15 protein-coding genes and 1 pseudogene are annotated in these 26,611 nt (G+C 44.2%); 11 read left to right on the forward strand and 5 right to left on the reverse strand.

The genetic code is table 11. The features are described from left to right. Positions 1-99: 99 nt before the first annotated feature. The 7 genes from lpxL to L4D78_RS17150 all read left to right on the forward strand — a co-directional run bounded on the left by lpxL (position 100) and on the right by L4D78_RS17150 (position 15,629). Positions 100-1,029, forward strand: a complete 930-nt coding sequence (lpxL, locus tag L4D78_RS17120; RefSeq protein WP_428468063.1) for an LpxL/LpxP family Kdo(2)-lipid IV(A) lauroyl/palmitoleoyl acyltransferase — start codon at positions 100-102, stop codon at positions 1,027-1,029. A 716-nt stretch (positions 1,030-1,745) separates the two neighbouring features. Further along, positions 1,746-7,616, forward strand: a complete 5,871-nt coding sequence (locus L4D78_RS17125; protein WP_428468064.1) for a beta strand repeat-containing protein — start codon at positions 1,746-1,748, stop codon at positions 7,614-7,616. Between the two features lie 79 nt (positions 7,617-7,695). After that, complete coding sequence (locus L4D78_RS17130; protein WP_428468065.1) at positions 7,696-9,420, forward strand: type I secretion system permease/ATPase; 1,725 nt, start codon at positions 7,696-7,698, stop codon at positions 9,418-9,420. Then, positions 9,417-10,721 (forward strand): HlyD family type I secretion periplasmic adaptor subunit, encoded by a 1,305-nt coding sequence (locus tag L4D78_RS17135; protein WP_428468066.1) that lies wholly within the window; start codon positions 9,417-9,419, stop codon positions 10,719-10,721. The genes L4D78_RS17130 and L4D78_RS17135 overlap by 4 nt, the downstream gene beginning before the upstream one ends. A 187-nt stretch (positions 10,722-10,908) precedes the next feature. Then, the gene (locus tag L4D78_RS17140; RefSeq protein WP_428468067.1) at positions 10,909-12,291 is read left to right on the forward strand and encodes an alanine/glycine:cation symporter family protein; all 1,383 of its coding nucleotides are present in this window, start codon (positions 10,909-10,911) and stop codon (positions 12,289-12,291) included. Positions 12,292-12,594: 303 nt separating this feature from the next. Beyond that, a complete protein-coding gene (locus tag L4D78_RS17145; protein ID WP_428468068.1) occupies positions 12,595-14,235 on the forward strand; it encodes an acetolactate synthase large subunit in 1,641 nt (546 codons plus the stop codon). Next, positions 14,232-15,629, forward strand: coding sequence for an aldehyde dehydrogenase family protein (locus tag L4D78_RS17150; RefSeq protein WP_428468069.1), 1,398 nt, complete (start codon positions 14,232-14,234; stop codon positions 15,627-15,629). The genes L4D78_RS17145 and L4D78_RS17150 overlap by 4 nt, the downstream gene beginning before the upstream one ends. Positions 15,630-15,745: 116 nt before the next feature. Here L4D78_RS17150 and L4D78_RS17155 read toward each other — a convergent pair whose 3' ends face one another. Continuing rightward, positions 15,746-16,585 (reverse strand): pirin family protein, encoded by an 840-nt coding sequence (locus L4D78_RS17155; RefSeq protein ID WP_428468070.1) that lies wholly within the window; start codon positions 16,583-16,585, stop codon positions 15,746-15,748. A gap of 107 nt (positions 16,586-16,692) precedes the next feature. On the opposite strand from L4D78_RS17155, the pseudogene L4D78_RS17160 reads away from it, so the two are divergent. Beyond that, positions 16,693-17,013 (forward strand): annotated as a pseudogene (locus tag L4D78_RS17160) (IS6 family transposase); the annotation flags it as partial. Positions 17,014-17,017: 4 nt separating this feature from the next. Here the strand turns inward: L4D78_RS17160 and L4D78_RS17165 are convergent. After that, positions 17,018-17,464: a hypothetical protein gene (locus L4D78_RS17165; RefSeq protein WP_428468071.1), complete on the reverse strand. Its 447-nt coding sequence runs from the start codon at positions 17,462-17,464 to the stop codon at positions 17,018-17,020. Between the two features lie 428 nt (positions 17,465-17,892). On the opposite strand from L4D78_RS17165, the gene L4D78_RS17170 reads away from it, so the two are divergent. Together L4D78_RS17170 and L4D78_RS17175 are read left to right on the forward strand one after the other, a co-directional pair. Next, entirely contained in the window at positions 17,893-18,222 is a 330-nt protein-coding gene (locus L4D78_RS17170; RefSeq protein ID WP_428468072.1) for a hypothetical protein, read from the forward strand. Positions 18,223-18,583: 361 nt separating this feature from the next. Further along, on the forward strand, positions 18,584-21,244 hold the full coding sequence (locus tag L4D78_RS17175; protein ID WP_428468073.1) for an ExeM/NucH family extracellular endonuclease: 2,661 nt from the start codon (positions 18,584-18,586) through the stop codon (positions 21,242-21,244). 135 nt (positions 21,245-21,379) lie between these two features. On the opposite strand, the gene L4D78_RS17180 is transcribed toward L4D78_RS17175, so the two are convergent. The 3 genes from L4D78_RS17180 to L4D78_RS17190 form a co-directional block, all read right to left on the reverse strand. Further along, complete coding sequence (locus tag L4D78_RS17180; protein WP_428468074.1) at positions 21,380-22,672, reverse strand: HAAAP family serine/threonine permease; 1,293 nt, start codon at positions 22,670-22,672, stop codon at positions 21,380-21,382. 728 nt (positions 22,673-23,400) lie between these two features. Beyond that, positions 23,401-23,883 carry a YajQ family cyclic di-GMP-binding protein gene (locus tag L4D78_RS17185; protein WP_428468075.1) on the reverse strand — a complete coding sequence of 161 codons (483 nt, stop codon included), beginning with the start codon at positions 23,881-23,883 and terminating at the stop codon, positions 23,401-23,403. A 97-nt stretch (positions 23,884-23,980) separates the two neighbouring features. Further along, positions 23,981-25,036 (reverse strand): 3-deoxy-7-phosphoheptulonate synthase, encoded by a 1,056-nt coding sequence (locus L4D78_RS17190; RefSeq protein ID WP_428468076.1) that lies wholly within the window; start codon positions 25,034-25,036, stop codon positions 23,981-23,983. A gap of 363 nt (positions 25,037-25,399) precedes the next feature. Here L4D78_RS17190 and L4D78_RS17195 point away from each other — a divergent pair, with 363 nt between their 5' ends. After that, positions 25,400-26,281, forward strand: a complete 882-nt coding sequence (locus L4D78_RS17195) for a putative PEP-binding protein (RefSeq protein WP_428468077.1) — start codon at positions 25,400-25,402, stop codon at positions 26,279-26,281. Positions 26,282-26,611: the final 330 nt, after the last annotated feature.

The raw sequence follows: 26,611 nt of genomic DNA on the forward strand, positions 1-26,611 counted from the left end.
ACGCCGTTCAATACTGGTATGTCTCAGTTGCATATGTTGGATTGTGCTTTAGCAAGCTGCACTACCGGTGTAATAAGATAAAAGAATGGGATAACAATTATGAGCCACGTTACTGCGCCTGTTTTTACCAAGTCATTATTGCATCCACGCTATTGGATCACTTTAGTAATGATTGGTCTCATGTATTTAATGAGCTGGTTGCCTTATTTTATCCAATTTAGACTAGGACAGGTCGTTGGCCGGCTAGGTATGCTTATCGTTAAAAAGCGTAAGCAGACCATTGATCGTAACCTTGAACTTTGCTTTCCGAGTATGTCGCAGGAAGAGCGCGATATTATCTTAAAAAAGAACATTGATAATACAGGCTTAGCATTATTTGAAACCTGTATGGCGTGGTTTTGGCCTGATATTCGTGTTGAACGCCATGTCAAATATGAAGGCTTTGAGCATATCCAAGAGCTAGAAAAACAAGGTAAAGGCGTGCTTCTTGTGGCCGTTCATTCTTTGAACCTAGAGCTTGGCGCGCGTGCATTTGGCTTGAAAACACCCGGTATCGGTGTTTATCGCCCCAATAACAATCCCTGCTTTGATTATTTTCAATTTCACGGACGTGTACGATCAAATAAATACATGATTGATCGTAAAGATGTGAAAGGCATGCTGCGTGCTTTACGTAAGGGTGAGCGTGTTTGGTATGCACCAGATCATGACTATGGTCGCCGTCGCTCAACCTTTGCTCCTTTGTTTGCGGTGGAGAAAGCATGCACAACGACAGGAACCAGCTTATTAGCTGATGCATCAGACTGTGCGCTTGTTCCGTTTGCAATGGTTCGAAATACCGATTCTGGCAAATATACGCTGAAGGTGTTTCCCCCGTTGGATGCTTTTCCTAAAAATGACCCTGATAAGGCAGCTGCATATGTTAACAAAGCCATTGAATGCTCGATTATGGAAGCGCCTGAGCAATATATGTGGTTGCACCGACGCTTTAAAACTCGGCCTGAAGGGGAAGAGTCTCTGTATGATTAAGTGAAAGAATCACTAATAACCGCTACGATGAGTAGCGGTTTATCAAATCTCCTCCCAAAGATTGACCCCATAGAATAATACGTTCGACATCAATATGACTGTTATTGGATGTCCTTCATTAGATGCCTACTCTGTTGCTACATGGATATCTTCTTTAAATCTTCATATTTAATATATAGTTGAGTGTCTTCTGCCTTTATCTATTTATATATTACTTAAGCTTTAAATTATCAGTTCAAATTCGTCACTGCTCTTTTATCTACATCATGATGATAAATAAAAACCATGAACTAGACGAAAATAAACTATAAAATTGAAATTAAAGGATATTATTGATTTGTCGTATTATCGGTATGCATTTCATTATATAGAGATAATAATTTCATTGCTAACTCAATATTTATATAAAAGGGCTTCTTAGTTGAGATGATTAATACCTTATATAAGAAACGTGATGAAATTAATTGAGGTAAGTATTAACTCACCGTTAGGAGTTAGGTGTAGGCGTCATTATTAGTTAGAACCTCGCACTAGTGGAAGGTTAGTAAAACATTGTTTATCTACTGTTTATAGCACCACATAAATACACCTACTCACTGTCTGTGTTTTTCATGACTAATTTTTCATACATAGACGCTAAATTCCGTTTGCACATCATAGATATGCGTCTAATCTCATATTTGAGTCATTTTTAATTACCAAAAAGGGATATTCGTATGGCTGACACTAAAAAACCTGAAGGAACAACTAACTACGAAGCTGGAACAGACAGTGAGGATTTTATTGTTGGTAGCCAAGACAATGATTTAGTCACCGCAGGTGACGGTGATGACATTGTTCTGGGTGGTGACGGTGATGACCAGCTATACGGTGAATCCGGCGATGATGTATTGGAAGGCGATGCGGGCAATGACACGATTGCAGGTGGCGATGGTGATGATTTAATTGCTGGTGGTGAAGGCAATGACACACTTTTTGCTGATAGCGGTGATGACTTAGTTGAAGCAGGTTCTGGCGATGACACTGTTTTTGGCGGTGAAGGAAGTGACAGCATAGATGCTGGTGACGGAAACGATACGGTTTATGGCGGAGAAGGCGATGACATTATCCGCGGCGACTCAGGTAACAACGAGTTATACGGTGAGGCTGGCGATGACAAAATTAGCGCTGGCGATAATGCTTCTAGTTTATTTGGTGGTGAAGGTAACGATCAGCTTACCGGCTCGAATGAGAATGACACGCTAAGTGGTGGTGATGGCAACGATATTCTCTCGGGTAAAGCGGGGGATGACAACCTAGAGGGTGGTGCGGGCAATGACCAACTTATGGGTGGTGCGGGTAACGACACCTTACTTGGTGGTGAAGGCAACGATACTTTAGTGGGTGGTGAAGGCGCAGATCATCTTGCTGGTGGTGCCGGAGATGACCAAATTACCGATGAAGGTGGCGACACCGTTCTTGGTGAAGCTGGGGACGATACCCTGATTGCGGCAGACTCAGGCAGCCACCAGATTTATGGCGGTGAAGGTGACGATACCCTAGTGGGTGGCGGTGCCAGCGATACCCTGTACGGTGGTGAAGATAACGATACCATTACTGGCGGCGGTGGTGACGATACGCTTTTTGCCGGTGAAGGTAATGATAGCGTTGAAGCTGGGACTGGTAACGATACTGTTTTTGCGGGTACAGGCGACGACGTAATCGCGACGGGCGACGGTGCCGATACCGTTTATGGTGAGTCTGGCGCTAACCGAATTGATACTGGAGCGGGCGATGATCAGGTCTACGGTGGTGTTGATAACGACACAATCACTGCTGGTGAAGGTAACGATACTGTCTACGCTGGCGACGGTAATGACAATGTTGATGGCGGCGCGGGTAATGACCAACTCGAAGGTGGCGCAGGTAACGATAGCTTATCGGGTGGTAGCGGCGATGATGTATTACTCGGCGGGGCTGGAAACGATAATTTAATCGGCGGTGAAGGAACAGACTTCCTTGCTGGCGGCGACGGCGATGACACCATTACGGGTGATGGCAACGATGTATTGTTAGGTGAAGCTGGCGATGACACCTTGATTGCAGCAGCAGAAGGAAGCCATCAGGTTTACGGTGGTGAAGGTAACGACACCTTAGTCGGAAGTGATGCCAATGACACCCTGTATGGTGGTGCGGATGATGACCAATTAACGGGCGGTGGTGGTGATGACCAATTAGATGGCGGTGCGGGGCGCGACCGTATCTCTGGCGGCGCTGGCGCTGATGTATTACTTGGTGGGGCGGGTAATGACAGCCTATCTGGTGGTGATGGTGACGATAAGCTCTTCGGTGGCGAAGGCGATGACTTGCTAGAAGGCGGGGCAGGTAACGATGAAATTCATGCCGAATCAGGCAGTAACACTATCAATGCTGGCGAAGGTGATGATTCCGTATTTGGTGCCGCGGGTGATGACATTATAGATGGCGGCTTAGGTAATGACAGCCTACAAGGTTTTGCGGGTAACGATACTATTCGCGGAGGTGAAGGGAACGATGTTATCCAAGGTGGAGAAGGTAACGATGTTCTTTCTGGCGAAGCGGGTGACGATACCCTTATCGCAGGTACGGGTGATGACATACTCGATGGTGGAGCAGGTAACGACACCATTTATGCCGAATCCGGCACCAATCAGATAGATGCTGGCGAAGGTGACGATGAGATCTACGGCGGTACGGGTGATGACACCATTGATGCTGGCGAAGGACACGATAAGGTTTTCGCAGGTGAAGGAGATGATGTCATCAATGCTGGCAGCGGCGATGACTTCGTTGATGCAGGTGATGGTGATGACGTCATTGTGGGTGGGGAAGGTAACGATGTGTTATTTGGCGGTGCGGGTAATGACCGCATCACGGGTGGACAAGGCAGTGACTTCTTGGCGGGTGGAGCCGGTAATGATCACCTAACCGATAGTGGCGGTGATGTCCTTCTTGGTGAAGAAGGCGACGATACTATGGTCGCTGCAGCAACGGGTAGTCATAACATCTATGGTGGTTCAGGCGACGATACCCTGATTGGTAGTGATGCTAGCGATACTCTTTATGGTGGTGCCGACGACGATACCATCACTGGTGGTGGTGGCGATGATGTGCTGTTTGCGGGTGAAGGCAACGACAAAATTGATGCGGGTGAAGGCAATGACACTGTTTATGGTGAGGCTGGTAATAACACCATAGATCTTGGAGAGGGTAATAACACCCTTTATGGTGGCTCGGGTAGTGACACTGCTGTTGCAGGCTCTGGCGATGATTTGATGTACGGCGGTGAGGGTGACGATAACCTTTCAGGCGGTGCAGGGAACGACCAATTAGAAGGTGGGGCAGGTAACGACACCTTAGATGGCGGTGAAGGTGATGATCTGCTACTCGGTGGCGAAGGCAATGACACCCTGTTGGGCGGCGATGGTGACGACAAACTCTTCGGTGGCGAGGGAAATGATCACCTAGAAGGTGGTGCCGGTAATGATGAAATTCATGGTGAACTTGGTGATAACACCATTTTGGCAGGTGCTGGAGACGACGTTGTATTCGGTGGTACGGGTAACGATACTATCGATGGTGGTGAAGGTAACGATCATCTTGAAGGTGGTGCTGGTAATGATGTTATCAGTGGTGGTGAGGGTAATGACTACATTGATGGCGGTGAAGGTAACGACAAGCTATCGGGGGGCGCAGGAGATGACACGATTGTCACTGGCCTTGGCGACGACAAGGTAGATGCTGGCGCAGGCAATGATGCCATTTATGCTGAAGGTGGTACTAACCAAATCGACGCTGGCGCTGGCGATGACCAAGTCTACGGTGGCACAGGCGATGACACCATCACTGCTGGCGAAGGTCACGATACCGTCTATGGCGGTGCTGGTAATGACCAGATCGATGGTGGTCAAGGCAACGATGTGCTATTCGCTGGCGCAGGTGATGATAAAGTCACTGGCGGTGAAGGCAACGATGAAATCTATGCTGGCGAAGGTAACGATAATATTGATGCTGGCGCGGGTGACGATACCGTTTACGGTGAAGCCGGTAATAACACCATTAACTTAGGTGAAGGTAATAATACCCTGTTTGGTGGCTCTGGTGATGATATTGCAACAGCTGGTAGCGGTGATGACGTAATGCACGGTGGCGCTGGTAATGATCAGCTAAGCGCAGGCGCAGGGAATGACCACGTTGAAGGTGGTGAGGGCGACGACAAAATTGACGGCGGCGCAGGTGATGACTTGCTGTTTGGTGGCACAGGCAACGACACCATCGCTGGTGGTGAAGGTGACGATAAGATCTTCGGCGGTGAGGGTGATGACACCTTAGAAGGCGGGGCAGGTAACGATGAGATTCATGGTGAATCGGGTGCCAATACCATTGATGCAGGTGCCGGGGATGACTTTGTTTACGGTGGTGTAGATAACGATACGATCACGGCTGGCGAAGGGAATGACTCCGTATTTGCCGGTGACGGTAATGATGTTATCGATGCAGGCGCAGGCGATGATTTTGTTGATGCTGGCGCAGGTAATGACACCATCGAAGGCGGTGCCGGTAACGATGTGCTATATGGTGGCGCAGGCGATGACAAGATGATTGGTGGTGAAGGTAATGACTTCCTCGCTGGTGGTGAAGGTAACGACTACATGGTCGATGATGGTGGCGATGTCTTACTCGGTGAGGCTGGCGATGACACCATGATCGCTTCTGATAGTGGTAGTCAGCACATCTACGGTGGTGAAGGTAATGATACGCTGGTCGGTGGCGCAGGGAATGACACCTTATACGGTGGCGCCGATAACGATAATATCACTGGCGGTGCGGGCAACGATACATTGTTCGCCGGCTCGGGTGATGACACGATCAACGCTGGCGAAGGCGATGATGTGGTTTATGGTGAAGCTGGCAACAACACCATTGATTTAGGTGATGGTAATAACACCTTATTTGGTGGTTCTGGTGATGATACTGCAACAGCAGGTGCTGGCAATGACTTAATGTACGGCGGTGAGGGGAACGATAACCTTTCAGGCGGTGCAGGTGATGACCAACTTGAAGGTGGCGCGGGTAACGACCAACTACAAGGTGGTGAGGGTAATGACCTACTGTTTGGTGGCGAAGGTGATGACAAGCTATCAGGTGGTGAAGGCGACGATAAACTGTTTGCTGGTGAAGGTAATGACAACCTAGATGGTGGTGCGGGTAATGATGAAATTCACGCTGAAGCCGGTGATAACACGATATCAGCGGGTGAAGGTAATGACGTTGTTTATGGTGGTACTGGTGCCGATACTATCGATGGTGGAGCGGGAGACGACCGACTAGAAGGCGGCGCTGGCAATGACACCATTAGCGGTGGTGAAGGCGATGACATTATTGACGGTGGCGAAGGTGACGACAACCTTTCTGGCGGCCGTGGTAATGACACCATCACATCGATGTCGGGAAATAATACGGTTGATGCTGGTGAAGGTAGTGACACTGTGACAACTGGTGCTGGTAATGACGTAATTGATGCTGGTGACGGTGATAATGTTATTGATGCTGGCGAAGGTAATAACCAAGTCACCGCAGGTGCTGGTCGCGATCAGATTAATACAGGATCAGGTGACGATCGCATTAGCTCAGGCGATGGCAGTGATGTGATCAATGCTGGCGATGGTAACAACCAGATTAATGCCGGTGCTGGCAGTGACACCATTCTAACTGGCGCAGGAAATGACACTATCGTCGCTGGTGAAGGCAACGATGTGATTCGTTCTGGTGCTGGCGATGACAATATCGATGGTGGTGAAGGGCGCGATACTATTTATGCTGGAGATGGCAATGACACCATAGCTGGCGGTGAGGGTAATGATCGCCTATATGGTCAAGATGGTGATGACACTATCGATGGCGGTGCGGGTGATGACTATCTGGTTGGTGGAGAGGGCAATGACACCATTACCGGAGGCGAAGGTGACGATACCATTAAAGGAGATGCTGGTGACGATGTCTTAAGTGGTGGCGCAGGCAATGATTTGGTCTTTGGGGGGGAAGGTAACGACACCCTTGATGGCGGCAGTGGTATTGACCAATTATTCGCAGGTGACGGCGATGATATCTTGGTCTACGACAGTGAAGATCTTGCTGGTGGCGGTGATAGCGTTACTTACAGCGGCGGCGACGGTTTCGATGTGCTGACTGTCGGTGCTGACAGCGGTGGCCAAAGTATCGATATGACCCAAACCGCGTTCCAAGAAATTGAAGCCGTTAATTTAGATGTCAGTGATGCACAAATAAAACTGGCTTTGGATAACGTACTGGATAATGACGGTGCCGGTGATGTAAGTGGTAACTTTGTACTTCAGGGTGCTGAAGGGGTGGAGTTGGAAGGCGATGGTTGGTCACTAACAGGTACTACCAATGATATGTCTGCGGAACTACTTGAGTCGCTAGAAGGCAGTGACATTGATGCTGAAGCACTCAATGGCTACACCTTTAGCAATGAAGAGGGACAAGAAGTCACGATTTGGAGCGACAGTGATGCTGATAGCATCAGCTTCAATGGTTCAGATTTGTAACGTGATAAAGCCCAGAGCTTAGCTCTGGGCTTTTCTTTACTTCGACATGCTCACAGGATGTGAGTAACGGAGGTATACCTTGCTTCGAAATGAATTGAAAAAAGCATTCGGCTTTTGCCGTCGAGATCTACGTTATGTTGGCTTATTCAGTCTTGCCATTAACTTTCTAGTCTTAACGCTACCTATGTACAGCTTGCAGTTGTTTGACCGAGTTATGGGAAGCAGCAGTATTGACACATTAGTTGCGTTAGTCGTTATTGCCGTTGGCTTGTTAACTGTTCAAGCAGCGCTCGAGCATACTCGAACCGTATTGCTACAAAAATCAGGCCTAAAGCTAGATGAACGTCTTAGTCCATTTATGCTTTCAGAGAGCATTCGGCGCTCATCCACATCCAATCGTATTCAAAAACAGGGATTACAAGATTTAACCGAAGTGAAAAACTTATTGGTTAATCCATCACTAGCCGCGGTTTTTGATATTCCTTGGGTTCCTATCTTTTTGCTCATTTTATTTATGCTTCATCCTGTTATTGGCATGATTGCGCTAATGGGCATGGTGGTGTTTATTGGGTTATCTACTGTTGTGATGCTAGCAGCAAAGAAACCGAACGAGGAATCCCAAAGCCTCACCAATCGAACCAATATGGAGCTAAATGATTACCTACGTAATGCACCTATGTTGCGCGCGATGGGCATGGCAAATGATATTGGCCGAGTCTGGCAGGACAAAAACTCAGAGTTGCTTCAGTTACAGTGGTCGCTGAACTCAAAAATCGGCAAAGTACTCACTTTTAGTCGTTATGCTCGTACCATTTTGCAAATAGCAGTGCTCACGGCTGGGGTGTACTTGGCGATAAACCAAGAGTTGGGTGCTGGGGCAATAATTGCCAGTTCTATTATTATGTCACGAGTTTTAGCTCCCTTTGAGCAGGCCGTCATGGGCTGGAAAAGCTGGTTAAGTGGGTTTAAGGCATACCGACGCTTAAAAGAGATGGATGATGATTACGCTCACGCGAAAACAGCTCTGCCAGAGCCAAAAGGTGAACTCAACTTACAGAATATTTCGGTCCGAATGAAAGGGCATAAAAAGCCTATTTTACAGAATATTAATTTCAAGTTAGGTGGTGGCCACGCATTGGCAATCATGGGGAATTCGGGTTCAGGTAAGTCGACTTTAGCCTCTGTCATTATGGGTATCGTAAAACCCGCAGCGGGCAGTATTAAAATTGATGGGGCAGACATTGAACAATGGCCGGAAGATCAATTTGGTCAGCATATTGGTTTCTTACCGCAGGATGTTGGATTGTTGGCTGGTACCGTTGCGGAAAATATTTGTCGATTTTCCGATGCAAGTGATGAATCAATTGTTCATGCAGCTCAGCTAGCCTGTATTCATGAACTGATTGTCTCACTACCACAAGGGTATGACACATATTTAGGTGAAGGTGGAGCGCAGCTTTCTGGTGGGCAGCGTCAGCGTATTGGCCTCGCGAGGGCTATCTTTTCAAACCCAAGCATCTTGATCCTCGATGAACCCAATTCAAACCTTGACCCAGAGGGTGAAATCGCACTCTCGATCGTGTTGCAATATTGTAAAGAAAATAAAATCACCGTCGTGATGATAAGCCACCGTCCTGGGTTCTTGCGTCAGATGGACTGGGTAATCTTCCTTAATGAAGGGAAAATTGAAAAAGCAGGTACTTGTGACAAATTCTTAGGTGCCATTGGTGGGATTGACGACAAAAAAGCCGTCGAAAAATCAAAATCGAAAGTGGTGATGAGAAAACAAGGAGGTGCAGCATGAAGTCAGTTAGCTTTGATACCAATAAGCCCATTATAGCTGGATGCTTGTTGATCCTCTTCGGTGTGGTTGGCTTCTTTGTATGGTCAATGACCGCGAAACTCAATGCAGCCTCAATTGCTAGCGGTACGATTGTCGTGGAATCTCAGCGCAAGAAAGTTCAGCACTTACAAGGGGGCTGGGTAAAAGCAATTTATGTCACCGAAGGGCAAAAAGTCAATAAAGGGGATGTTTTGCTTGAGCTTGCAAATAGTAAAGCAGAAGCCGATTTTTCGCGCTTATCCATTAAGTACTACACCTTACTCACCCAGCGAGCGGAGATTAAGGCTGAACTTGATAGTAGCCAAGCCGCTGTGGATTGGCCAAAGAGTGTCGGCCATTGGGCGTTAGCGCCAGCAGAAGCAAATAGCATTTTAAATACTCAAATCATCAAACATCAACAAAGCTTGATGAGAGAGCAGCTAAGAAATAGTTATTACCAACAAAAGCGTCAATTGTTAGTTGAACAGCTGCAAGGTAACCGTTTACAGGTCACGGCAGTAAAAACTCAGTTTGAGTTGATTAATGAAGAAATTGATATGACGAAAGGCTTAGCCACCAAAGGTTACGTCTCGAAAACAAAGATGTTGGAGTTAAAACGACATCGTGCAACGGTACAGGCTAAGTTGGCCGAACTCAATTCGGAAACGGAACTAGCTGCGCAGAAAATATCATCACTCGAGTATGACTATAAAACTGAAACAGCAGAAATGCGGTCAGGGTTAATGGGCGAACAAGAGAATGTCGGTCGAGAGTTGCGTGATACCGAAAAAGCCTTAATCGCGGCTAGTGAAGTGAGGGATAGAATAACGATTCGTAGTGAGCATGAAGGAACCGTCGTGGGTATGAATGTTCATAGTATTGGTGGTGTCGTTAATTCAGGCGATGTCATTATGGAAATTGTACCGGATAGCGATGACTTAATTATTGAGGCTGTACTTAAGTCAGAAGATATTGATGTGGTTCACCAAGGGTTAGCGGCAAAGGTGAGATTGAGCGCATACAATGCCCGTAAAACACCGCCAGTAAATGGTGAAGTTATTTATGTCGCAGCAGATAAAATTGAACCGAAAAACGCGCAAGAACAAAGTGGATACCTGATTAAAGTTCGGTTGAATGCAGAGCAGATTGCTTCAATGGAAGATATTGAACTTTATCCTGGAATGCCAACAGAAGTATTTGTTTTGTTGGAAAGCCGGACGCTATGGGATTATCTAACCGCTCCATTAATGAGCTCTTATTATCGGGCGTTTAAAGAAGTATAAGGCGTCAGTGTTGGTACATACATAATAAAAAAGACACAAGGTGTGCTGCCTTGCGTCTTTTTTATTTGGGGTAGTATTTTCAAACCTTTTCTTAATTGAGCAATTGTTGCCGCTTCGTATGTTGAATTTATAGTCAATGCCGCCTATGTTTTTTGCATCTAGATAAAATAAAAAAGCGAGAATACGGATGGATTCAATAGCTAATTTTATTTCTGCAATTAATGGTTTTGTCTGGGGTGTACCAATGTTGGTACTTATCCTTGGGGTCGGCATATACCTAACTCTCGGCTTGAAATTAATGCCGATTGTAAAAATAGGATCAGGTTTTAAGCTTCTTTGGTCTGGCAGGATCCCGGAAAAAGAAGAAAAGGTCAAAGGTGAAATAAGCCCGTTTAATGCGCTCATGACTTCATTGTCAGCCACTATCGGTACGGGGAATATAGCCGGTGTTGCGACGGCAATATTTTTAGGTGGGCCTGGTGCCTTATTTTGGATGTGGTGTACTGCGCTTGTCGGCATGGCAACGAAGTTTGCAGAAGCAGTATGTGCGGTGAAATACCGTGAAACGGATGCTAATGGCAACCATGTCGGTGGCCCTATGTATTACATCAAAAATGGACTTAGTAGCAAGTGGGCATGGCTGGGTACGGCATTTGCTATTTTTGGTGCGTTAGCTGGGTTTGGTATTGGTAACACGGTACAGTCTAATTCTGTCGCTGCTGCTGTTGAATCCAGTTTTGGTGTTTCTCCCATGATATCTGGCCTAGTTATGATGGTTTTGGTCGGGTTAGTTCTTATGGGGGGGATCAAGCGCATTGCCGATGTTGCCGGTAAGTTAGTGCCATTAATGGCCGCTTTTTATATCGCATCAGGAATTATTGTCTTAGCGATGAATGCCTCTGAGCTTCCCGCTGCTTTTAGTTTGATTATCACCAGTGCGTTTACTCCCGTTGCTGCGCAGGGAGGCTTTGCTGGTGCAGCTGTATGGGCTGCGATTAGATTCGGTGTTGCCCGTGGTATTTTCTCGAATGAGGCCGGGTTAGGCAGTGCGCCTATTGCCCACGCCGCCGCACAAACTAAAAATCCTGTGGCGCAAGGGCTGGTGGCAATGCTTGGTACATTTATTGATACCATTGTTGTTTGTAGCATTACAGGTTTAGCCATTGTTGTATCAGGAACGTGGCAAAGCGGTGAAACGGGCGCTGCATTAACATCAGCGGCATTTGCTTCTGCACTGCCCGGAATAGGGAATTACGTGGTTGCAGTAGCCTTATCTATTTTTGCCTTTACCACTATATTAGGCTGGAGTTTTTATAGTGAAAAGTGTGTCCAGTATCTCTTTGGTGTTAAGGCGATCGTTCCTTTTCGGGTGCTGTGGATTGTCGCAGTACCCATTGGGGCAACCAGCTCATTAGAATTTATTTGGTTATTAGCCGATACGCTGAATGCCATGATGGCGATCCCGAATTTGATAGCGTTGCTATTGCTAAGCCCCGTTGTTTTTAAGTTAACGACGGAATACTTTACATTGCTGGCGCAAGAGAAGTTAGAAAAATCGGGTAAAGAATAATGTTCGCTAAATCTTGATAGTCATTTTAAAGCCTGCTCATTGAGCAGGCTTTTGATTATTCGTTACTCCAGCGCATGCTTATATAAGGGGATAAAGCATGCAGCACTAACGGCTAAAAATGCCATCGAAATAGCAGCTCTAACACATCACCACCTTCAACATAAATGCAGTTAAGCCGTTTGGAATTTGGCACTGCAATATCAAATAATGAACTATATTCAAATACAAATTTAGTGGCTAATTATCAAGGCTAATGGTGCTGGTAGTTGTTCGAAAATATCAAGTGGCTAAGAAGGTATTTGCATGAAAGCTTCAGATTTATTAGTTAAGGCGTTAGAAAATGAAGGGGTTGAGTACATTTTTGCCGTTCCTGGTGAAGAAAATCTTGATGTACTGGAATCACTTAAAGATTCTTCTATCGAGTTGGTATTAACGCGCCATGAGCAAGGTGCTGGCTTTATGGCTGCAACTTATGGTCGCCTGACAGGAAAAGCAGGCGTCTGTATGGCAACGCTAGGCCCTGGTGCGACTAACTTTTCGACACCTGCGGCTTATGCTCATCTCGGTGCATTTCCACTGATCATGATTACAGGGCAAAAACCGATTAAAGCATCGAAACAAGGGCAGTTTCAGATCATTGATGTGGTTAAGCTGTATGAACCTATTTGTAAGTTAAGCAAGCAAATTGTTCACGGTAATACTATTCCTTCTCTGGTCAGAGAGGCATTTAGAAGAGCTGAAGAGGAGCGACCTGGTGCTATCCTTCTTGAGCTGCCAGAAGATATTGCCGCTGAAGAGACCAATGCCAAAATCATAAAATCGAGTGTGCGCCATTATGCAGTGGCAGATGAATTTGTGCTTGATGAAGCGGTAAATAAGATCAAAACAGCTAACCAGCCATTGATCCTACTAGGAGCTGGGGCTAATAGAAAAACTGCTTGGAAAGCGTTAGAACATTTTGCCAGTGACACCGGTATTTATTTTTTTAATACCCAAATGGGGAAAGGTGTGGCGGATGAACGTTGTGATTTCTTTCTAGGAACCGCTGCACTTTCTGAAAACGACTATCTACACTGCGCTGTTGCTCGGGCGGATTTAATTATTAATATTGGCCATGATGTGGTCGAAAAACCACCATTCTTCATGTCCGATAATGATAAAACAGTGATTCATTTAAACTACAAATCGGCTCAAGTCGATGAGGTGTATTTCCCTCAGCTTGAATTGGTGGGTGATATTAGCCGAACCGTGGAGCGCCTTAGTGAAAAACTGGCTGGTTGGAAGTGCCCTGAAGTGGCGTACTTTAAGCGAATAAAGGGTGAGATAGACCATCATACGGCACAAGGCAGCCAAGACGATTCATTTCCTATAACGCCGCAAAGGCTTGTTGCTGATACCCGTAAGGTGATGGGCGAAGATGGGATTATCGCCCTAGATAACGGTATATATAAAATTTGGTTTGCCCGAAATTATAAAGCCTATTACCCAAACACCGTATTGCTAGACAACGCATTAGCCACAATGGGCGCAGGATTGCCGTCGGCTATGATGGCAGCGCAGCTAAATCCGGGAAAACGAGTATTAGCAATTTGTGGTGATGGTGGATTCATGATGAATTCACAAGAACTAGAAACCGCAAAGCGAATAGGATTAAACCTAGTCGTTATGGTGCTCAATGATGGTTCCTACGGAATGATTCGATGGAAGCAACAAGTTGCGGGTTTCACCGACTGGGGATTGGAATTTACCAATCCAGATTTTGTGTTATATGCACAAGCTTATGGTGTTATGGGTCACCGGATTACCAGTGCTGCAAGCTTTGAGAGCATAATGAACAATGCTTTTGAGGAGGGTGGCGTACATTTGGTTGATGTACCAGTAGATTATACTGCTAACAAAACGGTGTTGATTGAAGAGTTAGCCTCGAAGGTCTGTTTACTATGACTCAAATTAATGTTGAAAACCCTTATAACCAAGCCGTAATGGATCAGGTTACACTTTCTAGCTGGGATGAGTTAGATACGTTTTTACAACAAGCTCATGAGACGTTTGTTGATAAAGCACAACGCACACCAGCCCATGAGCGTATAGCGATACTAAATCGATGTGCTCAGCTAATGCGAGAGCAAAAAGATGATCTAGCGATGCTTATTGCTAGCGAAGGTGGTAAGCCTTTAACCGATGCTCAGGTAGAGGTCGATAGGGCAATTGATGGTGTAGAGCTTTGTGCCAAAGAGTTACTGAACTTAAAGGGTGAGCAGATCCCGATGGATTTGACTGTCGCGGGTTCGGGCAGATTGGCATTTACTTATCGTGAACCAATTGGTCCTGTTGTCGCGGTATCTGCTTTTAATCATCCGCTGAATTTGATTGTTCATCAAGTGGCACCAGCAGTCGCGGTAAACTGTCCGATCTTAATTAAACCTGCCAATGATACCCCTTTAAGCGCAAAAAAATTTGTAGAATTACTTTATCAAGCAGGGCTGGAGCCTAAATGGTGCCGTTTCTTTCTGGCTAAAAGAGAAGATACAGAACGATTGGTGAGCGACCCAAGAACGGCTTTTTTCTCATTTATAGGTTCACCAAAAGTGGGATGGTATTTACGAAGTCAATTAGCACCAGGTACCCGTTGCGCATTGGAGCATGGTGGTGCAGCGCCAGTTATTATTGATAGTACCGTTGATATCGACTCTATTTTACCTTCTATCGTTAAAGGTGGCTTTTATCACTCAGGGCAAGTTTGCGTCTCGATACAACGTATTTTTGTGGATAACACTATTCTTGAAGAGTTTACTAATAAATTGGTTGAGCTAGTTAAAAGACTAGTCGTTGGTGATGCAAGAAATGCAGATACTGACTGCGGCCCGTTAATTCGCCCAGCGGAGTGCCAGCGCGTATCTGAATGGGTTGAAGAAGCAAGAAGCAGTGGTGCCAAAGTGTTAGTTGGCGGTCGTGTACTGTCAGCGACACTGTATGAACCAACGGTAATACTTAACCCTGCAGAAACCCTTAACGTTTCGTTAAAAGAAATTTTTGGCCCTGTAGTGTGTGTGTATGGTTTTGATCAGATCACAGACGCTTATCAACGAGCGAACGATGTTCCATTTTCCTTCCAAGCAGCTGTGTACAGCAATGCTTTAGCGACTGTTTTGCAGGCTCAGCATGCGTTAGAAGCCTCAGCGGTGATGATTAATGATCACTCAGCCTTTCGGGTTGATTGGATGCCATTTTCGGGACGGAAGCAATCAGGTTATGGCGTTGGGGGAATTCCCTACACAATGCGAGACCTCACTGAAGAGAAAATGGTTGTCATTAAGTTACCTATATTGCCTTTGTGAAAATAGCGCAGCCATTACACCTATATGCGAGTATTAAAAGGGCCTGTTTCGAAAGGCCTTTTTTATTTGGTATTGAAAGCCTGTTTACTGAGCAGGCTTTCTTATATAAGGGGAGGTTATACTAGCTGGCCTTGCTGGTAATCTTGAACGGCTTGTTCAATTTCTTCCATGCTATTCATTACAAATGGACCATAATGAACAACAGGCTCGTCAATAGGGATGCCTGAAAGTAAAAGCATTCCACTGTCTTTAACGCTATTGATGGCCAAACCTTCTCCATGGTCGAGTAGGGCAAGTTCGCCCACTTTTACTTCTTGCCCCTCAATATCAACACTGCCTTTGTAGACGTATATCATCGCTTGGAAATCTGGGTTCAGGCAGCTAGATAGCTTTGCTCCTTCGGCTGCTTGCCAATCGGCAATGGTTGTAGGAACGCCAGTCTTTTGCAGTGGGCCGTTAATGGTCTCCCCCTGAACTGTCAGATCTCCAGAAATTAACCGTAATAGCCCATTTTCACCTAATTGCTTTTCAGTAATTGCTTCTGGCTGGAAGTCAGCATATTGGGCTGGCAGCATCTTTTTGGCTGCTGGCAAGTTAATCCAGATTTGGAAGCCGTGTAGAGAGCCGTCAGTTACCATCGGCATTTCACTGTGGATGACACCTTTACCGGCTGACATCCATTGTGCGCCACCATCCCGTAATTCACCTACGTTGCCCATATGGTCTTTATGCTGGAAATGGCCGTTTAGCATATATGTGAGAGTTTCTATGCCGCGATGCGGGTGAGCTGGAAAGCCACCGATATAGTCATCAGGGCTTACAGATTTCAACTCATCAATCATTAAAAAAGGTGAAAAGAGACTGTTATTAAACCCGTGTACACGCTGGATTTTCACACCGTCACCATCAGACGAAGAGTGTGATTGAATGATTTGCTTAATACGACGAATTGCCATGTTCTTCCCCTAAATTGATTGTCTGTTTGTAGTGTAGAAAGCAATCACGACGACCAACAGAGGGCAAAAACGAACAGCTTGTTTGAAAAACTTGAACGACTATCTTCTTACCTGAAAAGGTGGTGATAGATGAGAATGGTGCGCCCTGCACAATATTCAACTCCAGCTCTAGCTAATGGGGAATATTCTTAACCTAATTGAAGTGCTTCAAATTAAGTATTTGAATAACATCGTCGAGCAAAGTCACCGAAAAGTGAAAGGTAAAATGAATCAGTGTCTAGGCTGGAAATCAGATGAAGGAGCCAGGCCCACACTCGCTGGTGTGGAGCTCTGGCCGATAATTAAGAATGGACAGTTCAACAACCCTCGATCGTTTATCTATTTGAGATGAATTTTACGCGCTTGTTGCTTCAATCTGTCGTGTCTAGGAATCTATTTTAATGCCAGTAAACCCAATAATACAGCGCCCGCTCCGCCAGCTTCAGTTGTGCATCCAGACCCTTCCATTCTACCAATTTCTTCGTAGAAGTTACTGTATTTTTGTTCAATTTGGCCGTTATAAACCCGACCAATTTCTTCGTAGAAATTACTGTATTTCTGTTCAATTTGGTCGTTATAAACCCGGCCAATTTCCTCGTAGAAATTACTGTATTTTTTCTCGATAAGCCCAGATCGTATACGACCTACTTCTTCGTAGAAATTACTATGCTTTTGCATGACTCTGTCATCTTGAATTTTCCCCAGCTCTTCATAGAAGTTGCTGTATTTTTTCATAATTCTACAGTCGCTATAAGCATGCGCCTGACTTGCTCCAGTGGTAAATGCGAATACGCTTAATATAGCCAGTATTACTTTTGTATAACTATGATTCAATTTCATAAGCTATCTCCTTTAGCATCACTTTTATGGGTTCTATTGAAAACTTTGCAACAGACAACACAACTTGTATGACTGGAAGTTTATTGAAAAAGTATTTGGTTGTCTGTGATCTATATGGCACTAGTTGCATATTTGGTGTGGGTTGATATTGATCGGTGCTATTCGCCAAGAATAGACCGCTTACGGTGGAAGCTTGTACTGCGTAAATAAATCATTTATTTCAGCGAGTCGCTCGAATAAACTGAAAAATGAGGCTGTTCTTCTCTTGACCTTACTGCAGCTGGAAGCTTTAAAGTCTATTCACTCCTTAAATAAATAATAAAAGGATATGGCTGATTATAACTAAATCCAAAGAGGGCTATAACTGGTCAGGGAATTAGTTGTTGTTGTGATACATTTATTTAAATATAAGAGAAATTGGTGAAAATATGAAAAAGGTTATTTTTTTAGCTGCAACTATTATTACGCTTCCTGCGTTAGCTGTTGCTGGCATGAATAAAGTAATGACGGATGATTCTGGAATGGAAATGATGAGCAATATGCATTCGAATCCAGGTATGAAGGAGATGATGGTAGAGATGCAATCAAATCCAGAGATGAAGAAAATGATGGGCAAAATGGGTTCGGAGCAAGGCATGAAGGAAATGATGACCAAGATGCACTCGAATCCAGAGATGAAGGAGAAAATGGATAAGATGCATTCGAATCTTGATGCGCAAGAAGCTACTGAATCAACGTCATTAAATACAGGGGCGTAATACCTAACGTTATAATAATAAAACAGTACGATCATTAATATGTAACGCCCATAATCAACCAAGGCATTTTTTTTCTTTAAATTCAACACTATATTACATGGATTGAGAAGTTGAATTATACTTGTATGTAACTATGTGCACCTGAGTCAGAAGTTGAATAAAAACTCCATTTCATTGCCGTTAAAATTGATATTTGTAACATTGCTGTATAACAATAAGCACGCTCATAAAGCGAATTTCGGACGTAAATTTAAAAATTCGACTTATTTAATAATTATTCACTGAGCATTCAAATTAATATCAGTTGGCAATAGCCTGAGCATTAATTGTGCTTAGGTTTTATTTATATTGGAGTTTATACATGACACGCATAAAAACATTATCTGGCGCTATCGCGCTAGCTCTAATGTCTTCTTCTGTATCGGCACAACTATTAATAACGGAATACGTTGAAGGTAAGAGTAATAATAAAGCGATTGAGGTGACAAACTTATCAGAGTCTGGAATTAACCTCTCAGAATATAGCATCAAGTTGGCAATGAACGGGGCTAGCTCTTTTGGTAGTCAGATTGTCTTAAATGATGTCACTTTGCCTAGTGGTGAAAGCTATGTACTTCACCACAGCTCAGCGGCACAAGAAATAAAGGATGTTGGCGATCAAGCTTCAGGTAGCTTGAACTTCAATGGCGATGATGTTGTTGCGCTGTTTGATGGTGAGCAATTAGTCGACAGCTTAGGTCAACTTGGGGTGCGTGAAGATTTTGCTAAGGATGTGACTTTACGTCGTGACCCGTTAATATCCTCAGGAAGAACGGATGTCGAAAACGAGTTTGATACGAATCTAGAGTGGGTCAGCTTCCCAACAGATACCTTTGATGGGCTAGGGTGTAGCGGTCTTGAGGCATGTGATGGTTCAACACCTCCACCGAACCCTTTCGTTTGTGATACCGAAAATCTAGTTCCAATTTATGATGTACAGGGTGACGGTGGTAGCAGTCCGCTGGTGCCAGAAGGTAGTTTTGAAAGCCCAGATAAATACTTTGTGCATGGCGTTGTTACTGCTCGTGGCGAGAGTTTATATAAAGGCTTCTATCTGCAAGACCCGTATGGGGACGGCAATGAAAACACATCAGATGGTGTGTTTGTCTTCTTAGGCGGTGGCACGGTGCCAAATACCATCCAACCGGGTGCGGAAGTGTGCTTAGAAGCAACGGTTAAAGAATATTACGGTAATACTCAGCTAGATGTACGTGATAGCGCATTCAAGATCTTGAGTATTGATAACCCAATTCCAGCTCCGACCCGTTTTAGGGTGAAAGAAGGTGAAGACTTGCATACGGCGCTTGAGCGCCATGAAGGCATGCAGGTTTTGCTGGATGCTGATAGTCCATTGGTGATTACGCGTAATTTCAGTTTTGACTATGCTTCATACCGCAACAATTCAGTTCTAGCACTGAATTCACCACTGTATAACCCAACCCATATCTATGCTGCCGAAACCGATGCCGCCAAAGCACAAGCAGAACAAAATGCAATTAGCCGCGTATATGTGGAATCAGATTATAAAGCAAAGGATGGAGAGCTGCCTTGGTTCGATAACTTTAACCCAGTAGATGGTTATCTCCGTATGGGAGATAAACTCACAGGGCTAACTGCAATGGTGGGATACAGCTATAACGAATACCGCTTAGTCACGACCAACACCATTGGCAGTGGCGACATATTACGTCTTCCAGAAAATGAAAGAGTGGATGAGCCATTAACATCGAATGAAAATGGACTAAAGGTTGCTGGCTTTAATGTCCTGAATTATTTTACGTCATATGCCGAGGATGGGAATCCAAACCATATGTGTTCAGAGGCATCGGTTAGCCCTAATGACAATTGTTACCGTGGTGCGCCTTCTGTTGATGAATTCTCCCTTCAGCGAGAAAAATTGGTGAATGCGATTGTGGCGATGGATGCGGATATTGTCACGCTAATGGAGCTGGAAAATAACGGTTTTGATGAAAACAGTGCGTTGGCGTCATTGGTGAGTGCGTTGAATGACGCACAACCTGATAAGAAAGATCACTACCGCGCTGTGAAGGTACATAAATCGGATCTAACGTTTAAAAACGAGCCGGGCTTTGAGGGGGTCGAATACTTCGGTACTGATGCCATCACCGTCGGCATTATTTATCGTCATGATAAAGTTAAAGCCAAAAATCAGGCTCAGCAAATTGTTCTTCCTGAGCAACACGCCCCACTTGATGGCGGTGGCGTCAAGAGTGCTTACCAGCGTCACGCTATGATGCAGACATTTAATATTCCGGGCGAGAAAGATGATTTAACTGTGTTAGTGAATCACTTTAAGTCGAAAGGCTCTACGTGTTGGGAAGATGATGTAATTTTTGCTGATAAAGACGATGTACAAGGAAGCTGTAATAATTTCCGCGTTTCTGCGGCGAAGGTTCTAGGTGAAGCCGTGCAAGTTATTAGTGGTGATGTGCTTGTGATGGGTGATCTCAATTCCTATGGGATGGAAGATCCAATTCTGACGCTGACTTCATTCAATGATGAAGATAGAGGAGGGAAGATATTTACAGCGTCGTATACCACATTAGACGGTAAAGAGTATGAGGATGAAGGCCAATTAGTAGAAAAAGGGTATGGACTGGTTAACCTCAAACATAAAACCGATTACAGCTATAGCTATGAAGGTGAGTTAGGTAGTTTAGATCATGCGCTTGCTAGCCCGTCATTAATTGACAAAGTTGCTGCTGTGGAAGCTTGGCATATCAATGCCGCAGAGACTAATTTGTTTGAATATGGTCGCGAGCACACGGGTGATTTAGAAAAATCAGACAATATTTACTCGTCTTCAGATCATGATCCGATCATTGTTACTCTGTCGTACAACGATACCGACGATAAACAGGAAGAGAACGACTCCGGTGGTGGTGCTAGTGTGCCTGTGTCAGCACTATTTGGTTTGATGTTAGTAGCAATACTGAGAAGAAGGCCATTACTTAGAAGGTAATCATAAGAGAAGGTAGAACCTTTGAATAAAACAACCGACGAAAGTCGGTTGTTTTGTTTTACGCGTAGTAAGTGGTATCTGACACTCAATAGTCAGAAGGCCATTAACTAATGGCCTTCTGTTAACTATTGGTAATTACTGAGCTAATGAATAGAAAATAGCGGAAATAGAAATCATACCAATCACAACAATGAATACGTTACTAAGCGCACCAGAATATTGACGCATAGCGGGTACTTTATTGATTGCGTACATTGGCATAATGAATAAAAGCATTGCGATAATTGGGCCACCAAGGCTTTCAATCATGCCTAAAATGCTAGGGTTGATGGTTGCGACTGCCCAAGTTGTGAGTAGCATGAATAATGCGGTGAATGTATTAAGGGCTTTAGGCCCAACTTCCTTACCACGACTGCGAGCGGTTTTAATAACAAGGCCATTTAAACCTTCGCTTGCACCAAGGTAATGGCCAAGGAATGATTTTGTGATGGCAATGATTGCAACAACAGGTGCAGCATAAGCAATCATCGGTGTATCAAAGTGGTTTGATAAGTAAGTCAGAATCGAAACATTTTGTGCTTTTGCTTCTGCTAAGTTTGCTGGTGATAAGCTTAGTACACAGCTGAAAACGAAGAACATCACCGTTACAACCATCATAATGTGGCTACGTGCAAGAATGCGCGAACATTGTTGCTCTGCTTTATCGCCATACTCTTTTTGTTTTGCGACAGCAAATGAAGAAATGACTGGCGAGTGGTTAAAAGAGAACACCATAACGGGCAGAATTAGCCAAACTGCCATGAAAACAGATGTCATCCCACCTTCTGCTGGCACTACTTGTTCAAAGATAGTGCTGTTCCAGTGAGGAACAAGGTAAAGCGCCAGCATGAGCAGCACACCGACAAACGGGAAAACCAAAATACTCATTGCTTTAATGATTAGCTGCTCACCTAAACGGACGATAGCCATTAGCGCAATAATAAGTACGAGCGCAAGAATTGCCCTTGGTGGTGGCGTTATATCAAGTTGGTATTGCATGAAGCTTTCAACGGTATTAGTCAGCGCCACACTATAAACCAGCAGGATAGGGTAAATAGCAAAGAAATAAAGTAGCGTGATCACTTTACCCATGCCAGCGCCAAAGTGTTCTTCAACCACTTCAGTGATGTCTGCACCAGGGTTAGCGCTGGAAAGTACAAATCGAGTCATACCACGGTGGGCAAAAAAGGTCATAGGTAACGCCAGTAGCGTCATCACTAATAGTGGGATAAGGCCACCTACACCTGCGTTAATCGGCAGGAATAGCGTACCAGCACCTACAGCGGTACCGTATAAGCCTAAGACCCAAACAGTATCGCTTTTACTCCAACCAGCTTTTGTCTTGCTTGTCGATTGAGCATGAACAGTATTATTTTTCACAGAGTCCATTATGGACATCTCCTTTATAGGTATAGTTTTTTATATAGCCTTAAAAGGGTTCTCGCTGCATATCATCCCTGCTTTGCGTACGCTCTACGTTGGCGAACAACAAAGGGATATGAGCAGAAGTCAGTACAAGAATGTACTGGTGTTCAATAGAACATTGAAGGAAGCAATTGTGACTCGTGAAAATAAAGCTTACAAAAAGTAAGTCTTAATTTTTTGACATCCTGGGTCTTAAGGTACATTTCCGTGTGAGCGTAAAGCAACTTTTTGATATCTGCTCGATATCTCTAATTAATCAAACCTTTAAAAATACATATGGAACCCTAAATCGGACGCAGGGAGTATAGGGGATTATCCGTATTACAACTATGGCTTTTCGCGATATGCATGTCTGATTGCACAAATAATATGCATATGTAGTAAAGGATAAAAGGAGAGTTATGAGTAATTGTTGTCAAAGGTAGAAAGTTGTTAATAGTGGATTGTCTCTGTTACAGGGAAGGTACGGTAAATTGTATCAGACAAAATAGCAGTCTGAGAGGCTGCGCTAACTCTCTATTCTATGGGTGTTTATTCGCTAAAAGGAAATACCACAAAGCCATTTTATTGAGGTCATTTTAGAGGGGGGATGATTTGAGACAATCGAGATGAAGAGAGGTGGTGCAGGGAAAAATTGCGGACAAAGGTCGAACTTTGTCCACAACTTATGAAGATGGAGTAATTAAAGAATATTAGTCACGGAAGTTATCGAACTGGAATGATTGGCCAAGTTCAGCACCACGGACGAGTGCCATAGCTGCCTGGAGATCATCGCGTTTCTTACCAGTAACACGTACTTTTTCGCCTTGAATAGAGGCTTGTACCTTCATTTTTTCTTCTTTAAACAATTTGACGATTTTCTTTGCGACAGATTGCTCAACGCCTTGCTTGAATTCAACGTTACAAGCAAAAGATTTACCTGTACGGGTTGTCTCTTTTTGATCCATTGATTGTGCATCAACAAAACGTTTTGCTAGGTTGCCACGAAGAATTGCAATCAGTTGGTTTAGCTGATAGTCAGATTCTGTTGTGATTTTCACGACTTCTTTTTCAAGCTTAAAGCTCGCTTCAACACCTCGGAAGTCAAAACGCGTTTCAAGTTCGCGAGATGAGTTTTCAATCGCATTTCGGATTTCAACGAAATCGACTTCAGAAATAATATCAAAAGATGGCATGTGCTTAATCCTAGTAAGTATATTTATATGATATAGCAGTTATTTTATCTGGCACTGGCGATATAAGCCAATGCCAGAGTAGAAAATTGAGTGGATATTACTGACGGGTTGAAATTGCTTCAGCCAGCATATCTAACATAGTTACTGTATCGTCCCAGTGAATACAAGGATCAGTAATCGATTTTCCGTAAGTCAGGGCATCAAGATTGTCAGTGTCAACAGGCTGGTTACCTTCAAGGATGAAGCTTTCTGCCATAATGCCTGCAATGTAATTACTGCCGTCTTTAATCTGTTCACAGATGTCTGCCGCAACATCAAGTTGGCGCTTATGCTGTTTTTGACAGTTGCCATGGCTGAAATCAACCACTAAGCGTGTTGGCAAATCGAACGAGTCTAATGTTTCGCAAGATGCAGCGATATCTTCACGGTGGTAGTTTGGCATTTTGCCACCACGAAGAATAACGTGGCCATGCGGGTTACCAGCCGTGCGGTAAATAGTCATTTCGCCGCTTTTTGCTGGTGAGCAGAAGACGTGAGATTCACGAGTTGCACGAATGGCATCAACAGCAATTTTAATATTACCATCTGTGCCGTTTTTGAAACCAACTGGGCACGAAAGGGCAGAGGCCATTTCTCGGTGAATTTGAGATTCAGTCGTACGTGCACCAATTGCACCCCAAGTGATCAAATCGGCAAGGTATTGGCCCGTGATCATGTCAAGGAACTCAGTGGCTGTCGCCATACCAAGACGGTTAATATCAACAAGAAGCTTACGTGCAGTATGTAAGCCTTTGGCAAGGTCAAGGCTACCATCAAGGTTTGGATCAGAGACAAGACCTTTCCAGCCGACAACGGTACGCGGCTTTTCAAAATACGTACGCATCACAATGCAAAGTTGATCGCGGTATTTATCTTGTACATCTAGCAATCGTTTTGCATAGTCGATAGCAGCATCAGGGTCGTGAACCGAGCATGGACCAACGACAACGAGAAGGCGCGAGTCTTGCCCAGTTAGAATCGCTTCAACTTGACGACGAGAGCTTGCAATATGTGCTGCAATTTCATCGGTGATTGGGTAAGCCGTTTCAACCTCTTCGGGTGTTGGCATAAGGCCAAGGCTAACGGTGCGTAGTTCATCTGTTTTCATTGGCATAATCGGTTGCCTATCTCGGTATTACAAAAATTATTGACGCGTAAAGATAGCCCAAATGGCCGCAGGAATAAACCAAACTTGTGATATAGCTTAGTTTTTTATTCTTTTAAATTCATCATGTATGCACAAATTACCAATGTGGATCAATGAAAGGTTGCTTTTTAAGCAAGGCGTCGCGTTAATTGTTGATAAGAAAAGAATAGTTTGACTGTTTATGCTTTCTTAGTGGGTATATTTGCATTTTGTGGTTTTTCTGCTTGCCTCATAAACAGTGAGTGCGTATGTTGAGAATTAGACATGGAAGTTGCGATTAATTTAATTAACTTCTGATTTTGGCTAACTAAAGTTGTAATGGTGCCTTTTATGACAAACAGCACTCAGTCAGGTTTACATTTTACCGAACTGCTTAAATCCTCCTCTCAGCTTGATAAAGCAGGACTAGAAATTGGTCTGGTTTCAATGGACGATTTGATTCAAGAATTAAATATTCACCCTTATGCCGCCGCTTATGCTGCAGATTTAGCTGAAGAGCCACAAAAGCAGCTGCTTGAACGCTGTAATGGGAATCCTGCAGAATATTTTGTATCAGCGCTTACACAGCAATTAATTACAGCTGCAAAGGTGGCGGGTGACGCTCCGTTACGTGTTCGCTTGAGTGGTGCTGATTCTCATCAGCGCCAGTCATTATTTGGTTCTGAGCTTGAAAATGATGAAATTAATCCGTTAATTGGTTTACGCGGCGTATCTCGCTATGCCGATAAATCGGTACGAAAAAGCTTTGAACTTGAATGCGAAGTGATTAAACGCGCACGTGATGCCGAAGGGATGACGAATATTGAATTGGTGATCCCATTCGTACGTACATTTAGCGAAGCGGCAACTATTATTGATCTTTTAGCAGAGCAGGGGTTGTGCCGCGGTGCACATGGATTGAAAGTAAATTTAATGGCAGAGCTGCCTGCAAATGCATTATTGGCTGAAAAGTTCTTGCAGTATTTCGATGGTTTAGTCATTGATATCGACCAGCTAGCTCAGTTTTCCTTAGGTCTTGATCAGACGCACCCTTCATTAGAATACCTACATGATGATCAGAACGAAGCCATTTTATTGCTTGTTCGTCAGGCATTGAAAGCCGTGAGTACGACTGGTAAAACGTGCGCAGTTGTTAGTCACTACATTAATAATGCACCTAAGTTACAGCGTTGGTTACTCGACCATAACGTTGAAACCGTGATCACTCAGTAATGACATGAAGGCCTCATAATAGAGGCGATAAGTGCTCTGCTGTTTTATCAAGCAGATATCGATTAAAAGATCTGATTTAGTCAGATCTTTTTTTATATGTGTTTTGTTTAACATAATAAAAATACGTCTAATTATTAAATCAACTCGAGCAAAGTTACTTAGGTTGTTGTATCAAACTGTCGATGAACGATGGGGTGTTAGGTTCATTATTACGGTATTTTTTTGAGTTAATTTGAAAAAGACCCTATACAAAAAATATGTAGCTGCTATTATTCCTCTCGCTCTGTTGTTCAGAGAGTTATTAAATGCAGCATCAAGTACAAGTTTAAC

Source organism: Photobacterium minamisatsumaniensis, from assembly GCF_050336695.1.
Taxonomy (GTDB): domain Bacteria; phylum Pseudomonadota; class Gammaproteobacteria; order Enterobacterales; family Vibrionaceae; genus Photobacterium; species Photobacterium minamisatsumaniensis.

What these genes read in the sequence shown, in the direction of transcription:
- L4D78_RS17150 (WP_428468069.1), top strand. Translation starts at nt 14,232, where the DNA reads ATGACTCAAATTAATGTTGAAAACCCTTATAACCAAGCCGTAATGGAT.
- L4D78_RS17135 (WP_428468066.1), top strand. Translation starts at nt 9,417, where the DNA reads ATGAAGTCAGTTAGCTTTGATACCAATAAGCCCATTATAGCTGGATGC.
- L4D78_RS17180 (WP_428468074.1), bottom strand. Translation starts at nt 22,672, where the DNA reads ATGGACTCTGTGAAAAATAATACTGTTCATGCTCAATCGACAAGCAAG.
- L4D78_RS17165 (WP_428468071.1), bottom strand. Translation starts at nt 17,464, where the DNA reads ATGAAATTGAATCATAGTTATACAAAAGTAATACTGGCTATATTAAGC.
- lpxL (WP_428468063.1), top strand. Translation starts at nt 100, where the DNA reads ATGAGCCACGTTACTGCGCCTGTTTTTACCAAGTCATTATTGCATCCA.
- L4D78_RS17170 (WP_428468072.1), top strand. Translation starts at nt 17,893, where the DNA reads ATGAAAAAGGTTATTTTTTTAGCTGCAACTATTATTACGCTTCCTGCG.
- L4D78_RS17190 (WP_428468076.1), bottom strand. Translation starts at nt 25,036, where the DNA reads ATGCCAATGAAAACAGATGAACTACGCACCGTTAGCCTTGGCCTTATG.
- L4D78_RS17185 (WP_428468075.1), bottom strand. Translation starts at nt 23,883, where the DNA reads ATGCCATCTTTTGATATTATTTCTGAAGTCGATTTCGTTGAAATCCGA.
- L4D78_RS17125 (WP_428468064.1), top strand. Translation starts at nt 1,746, where the DNA reads ATGGCTGACACTAAAAAACCTGAAGGAACAACTAACTACGAAGCTGGA.
- L4D78_RS17140 (WP_428468067.1), top strand. Translation starts at nt 10,909, where the DNA reads ATGGATTCAATAGCTAATTTTATTTCTGCAATTAATGGTTTTGTCTGG.
- L4D78_RS17155 (WP_428468070.1), bottom strand. Translation starts at nt 16,585, where the DNA reads ATGGCAATTCGTCGTATTAAGCAAATCATTCAATCACACTCTTCGTCT.
- L4D78_RS17195 (WP_428468077.1), top strand. Translation starts at nt 25,400, where the DNA reads ATGACAAACAGCACTCAGTCAGGTTTACATTTTACCGAACTGCTTAAA.
- L4D78_RS17145 (WP_428468068.1), top strand. Translation starts at nt 12,595, where the DNA reads ATGAAAGCTTCAGATTTATTAGTTAAGGCGTTAGAAAATGAAGGGGTT.
- L4D78_RS17175 (WP_428468073.1), top strand. Translation starts at nt 18,584, where the DNA reads ATGACACGCATAAAAACATTATCTGGCGCTATCGCGCTAGCTCTAATG.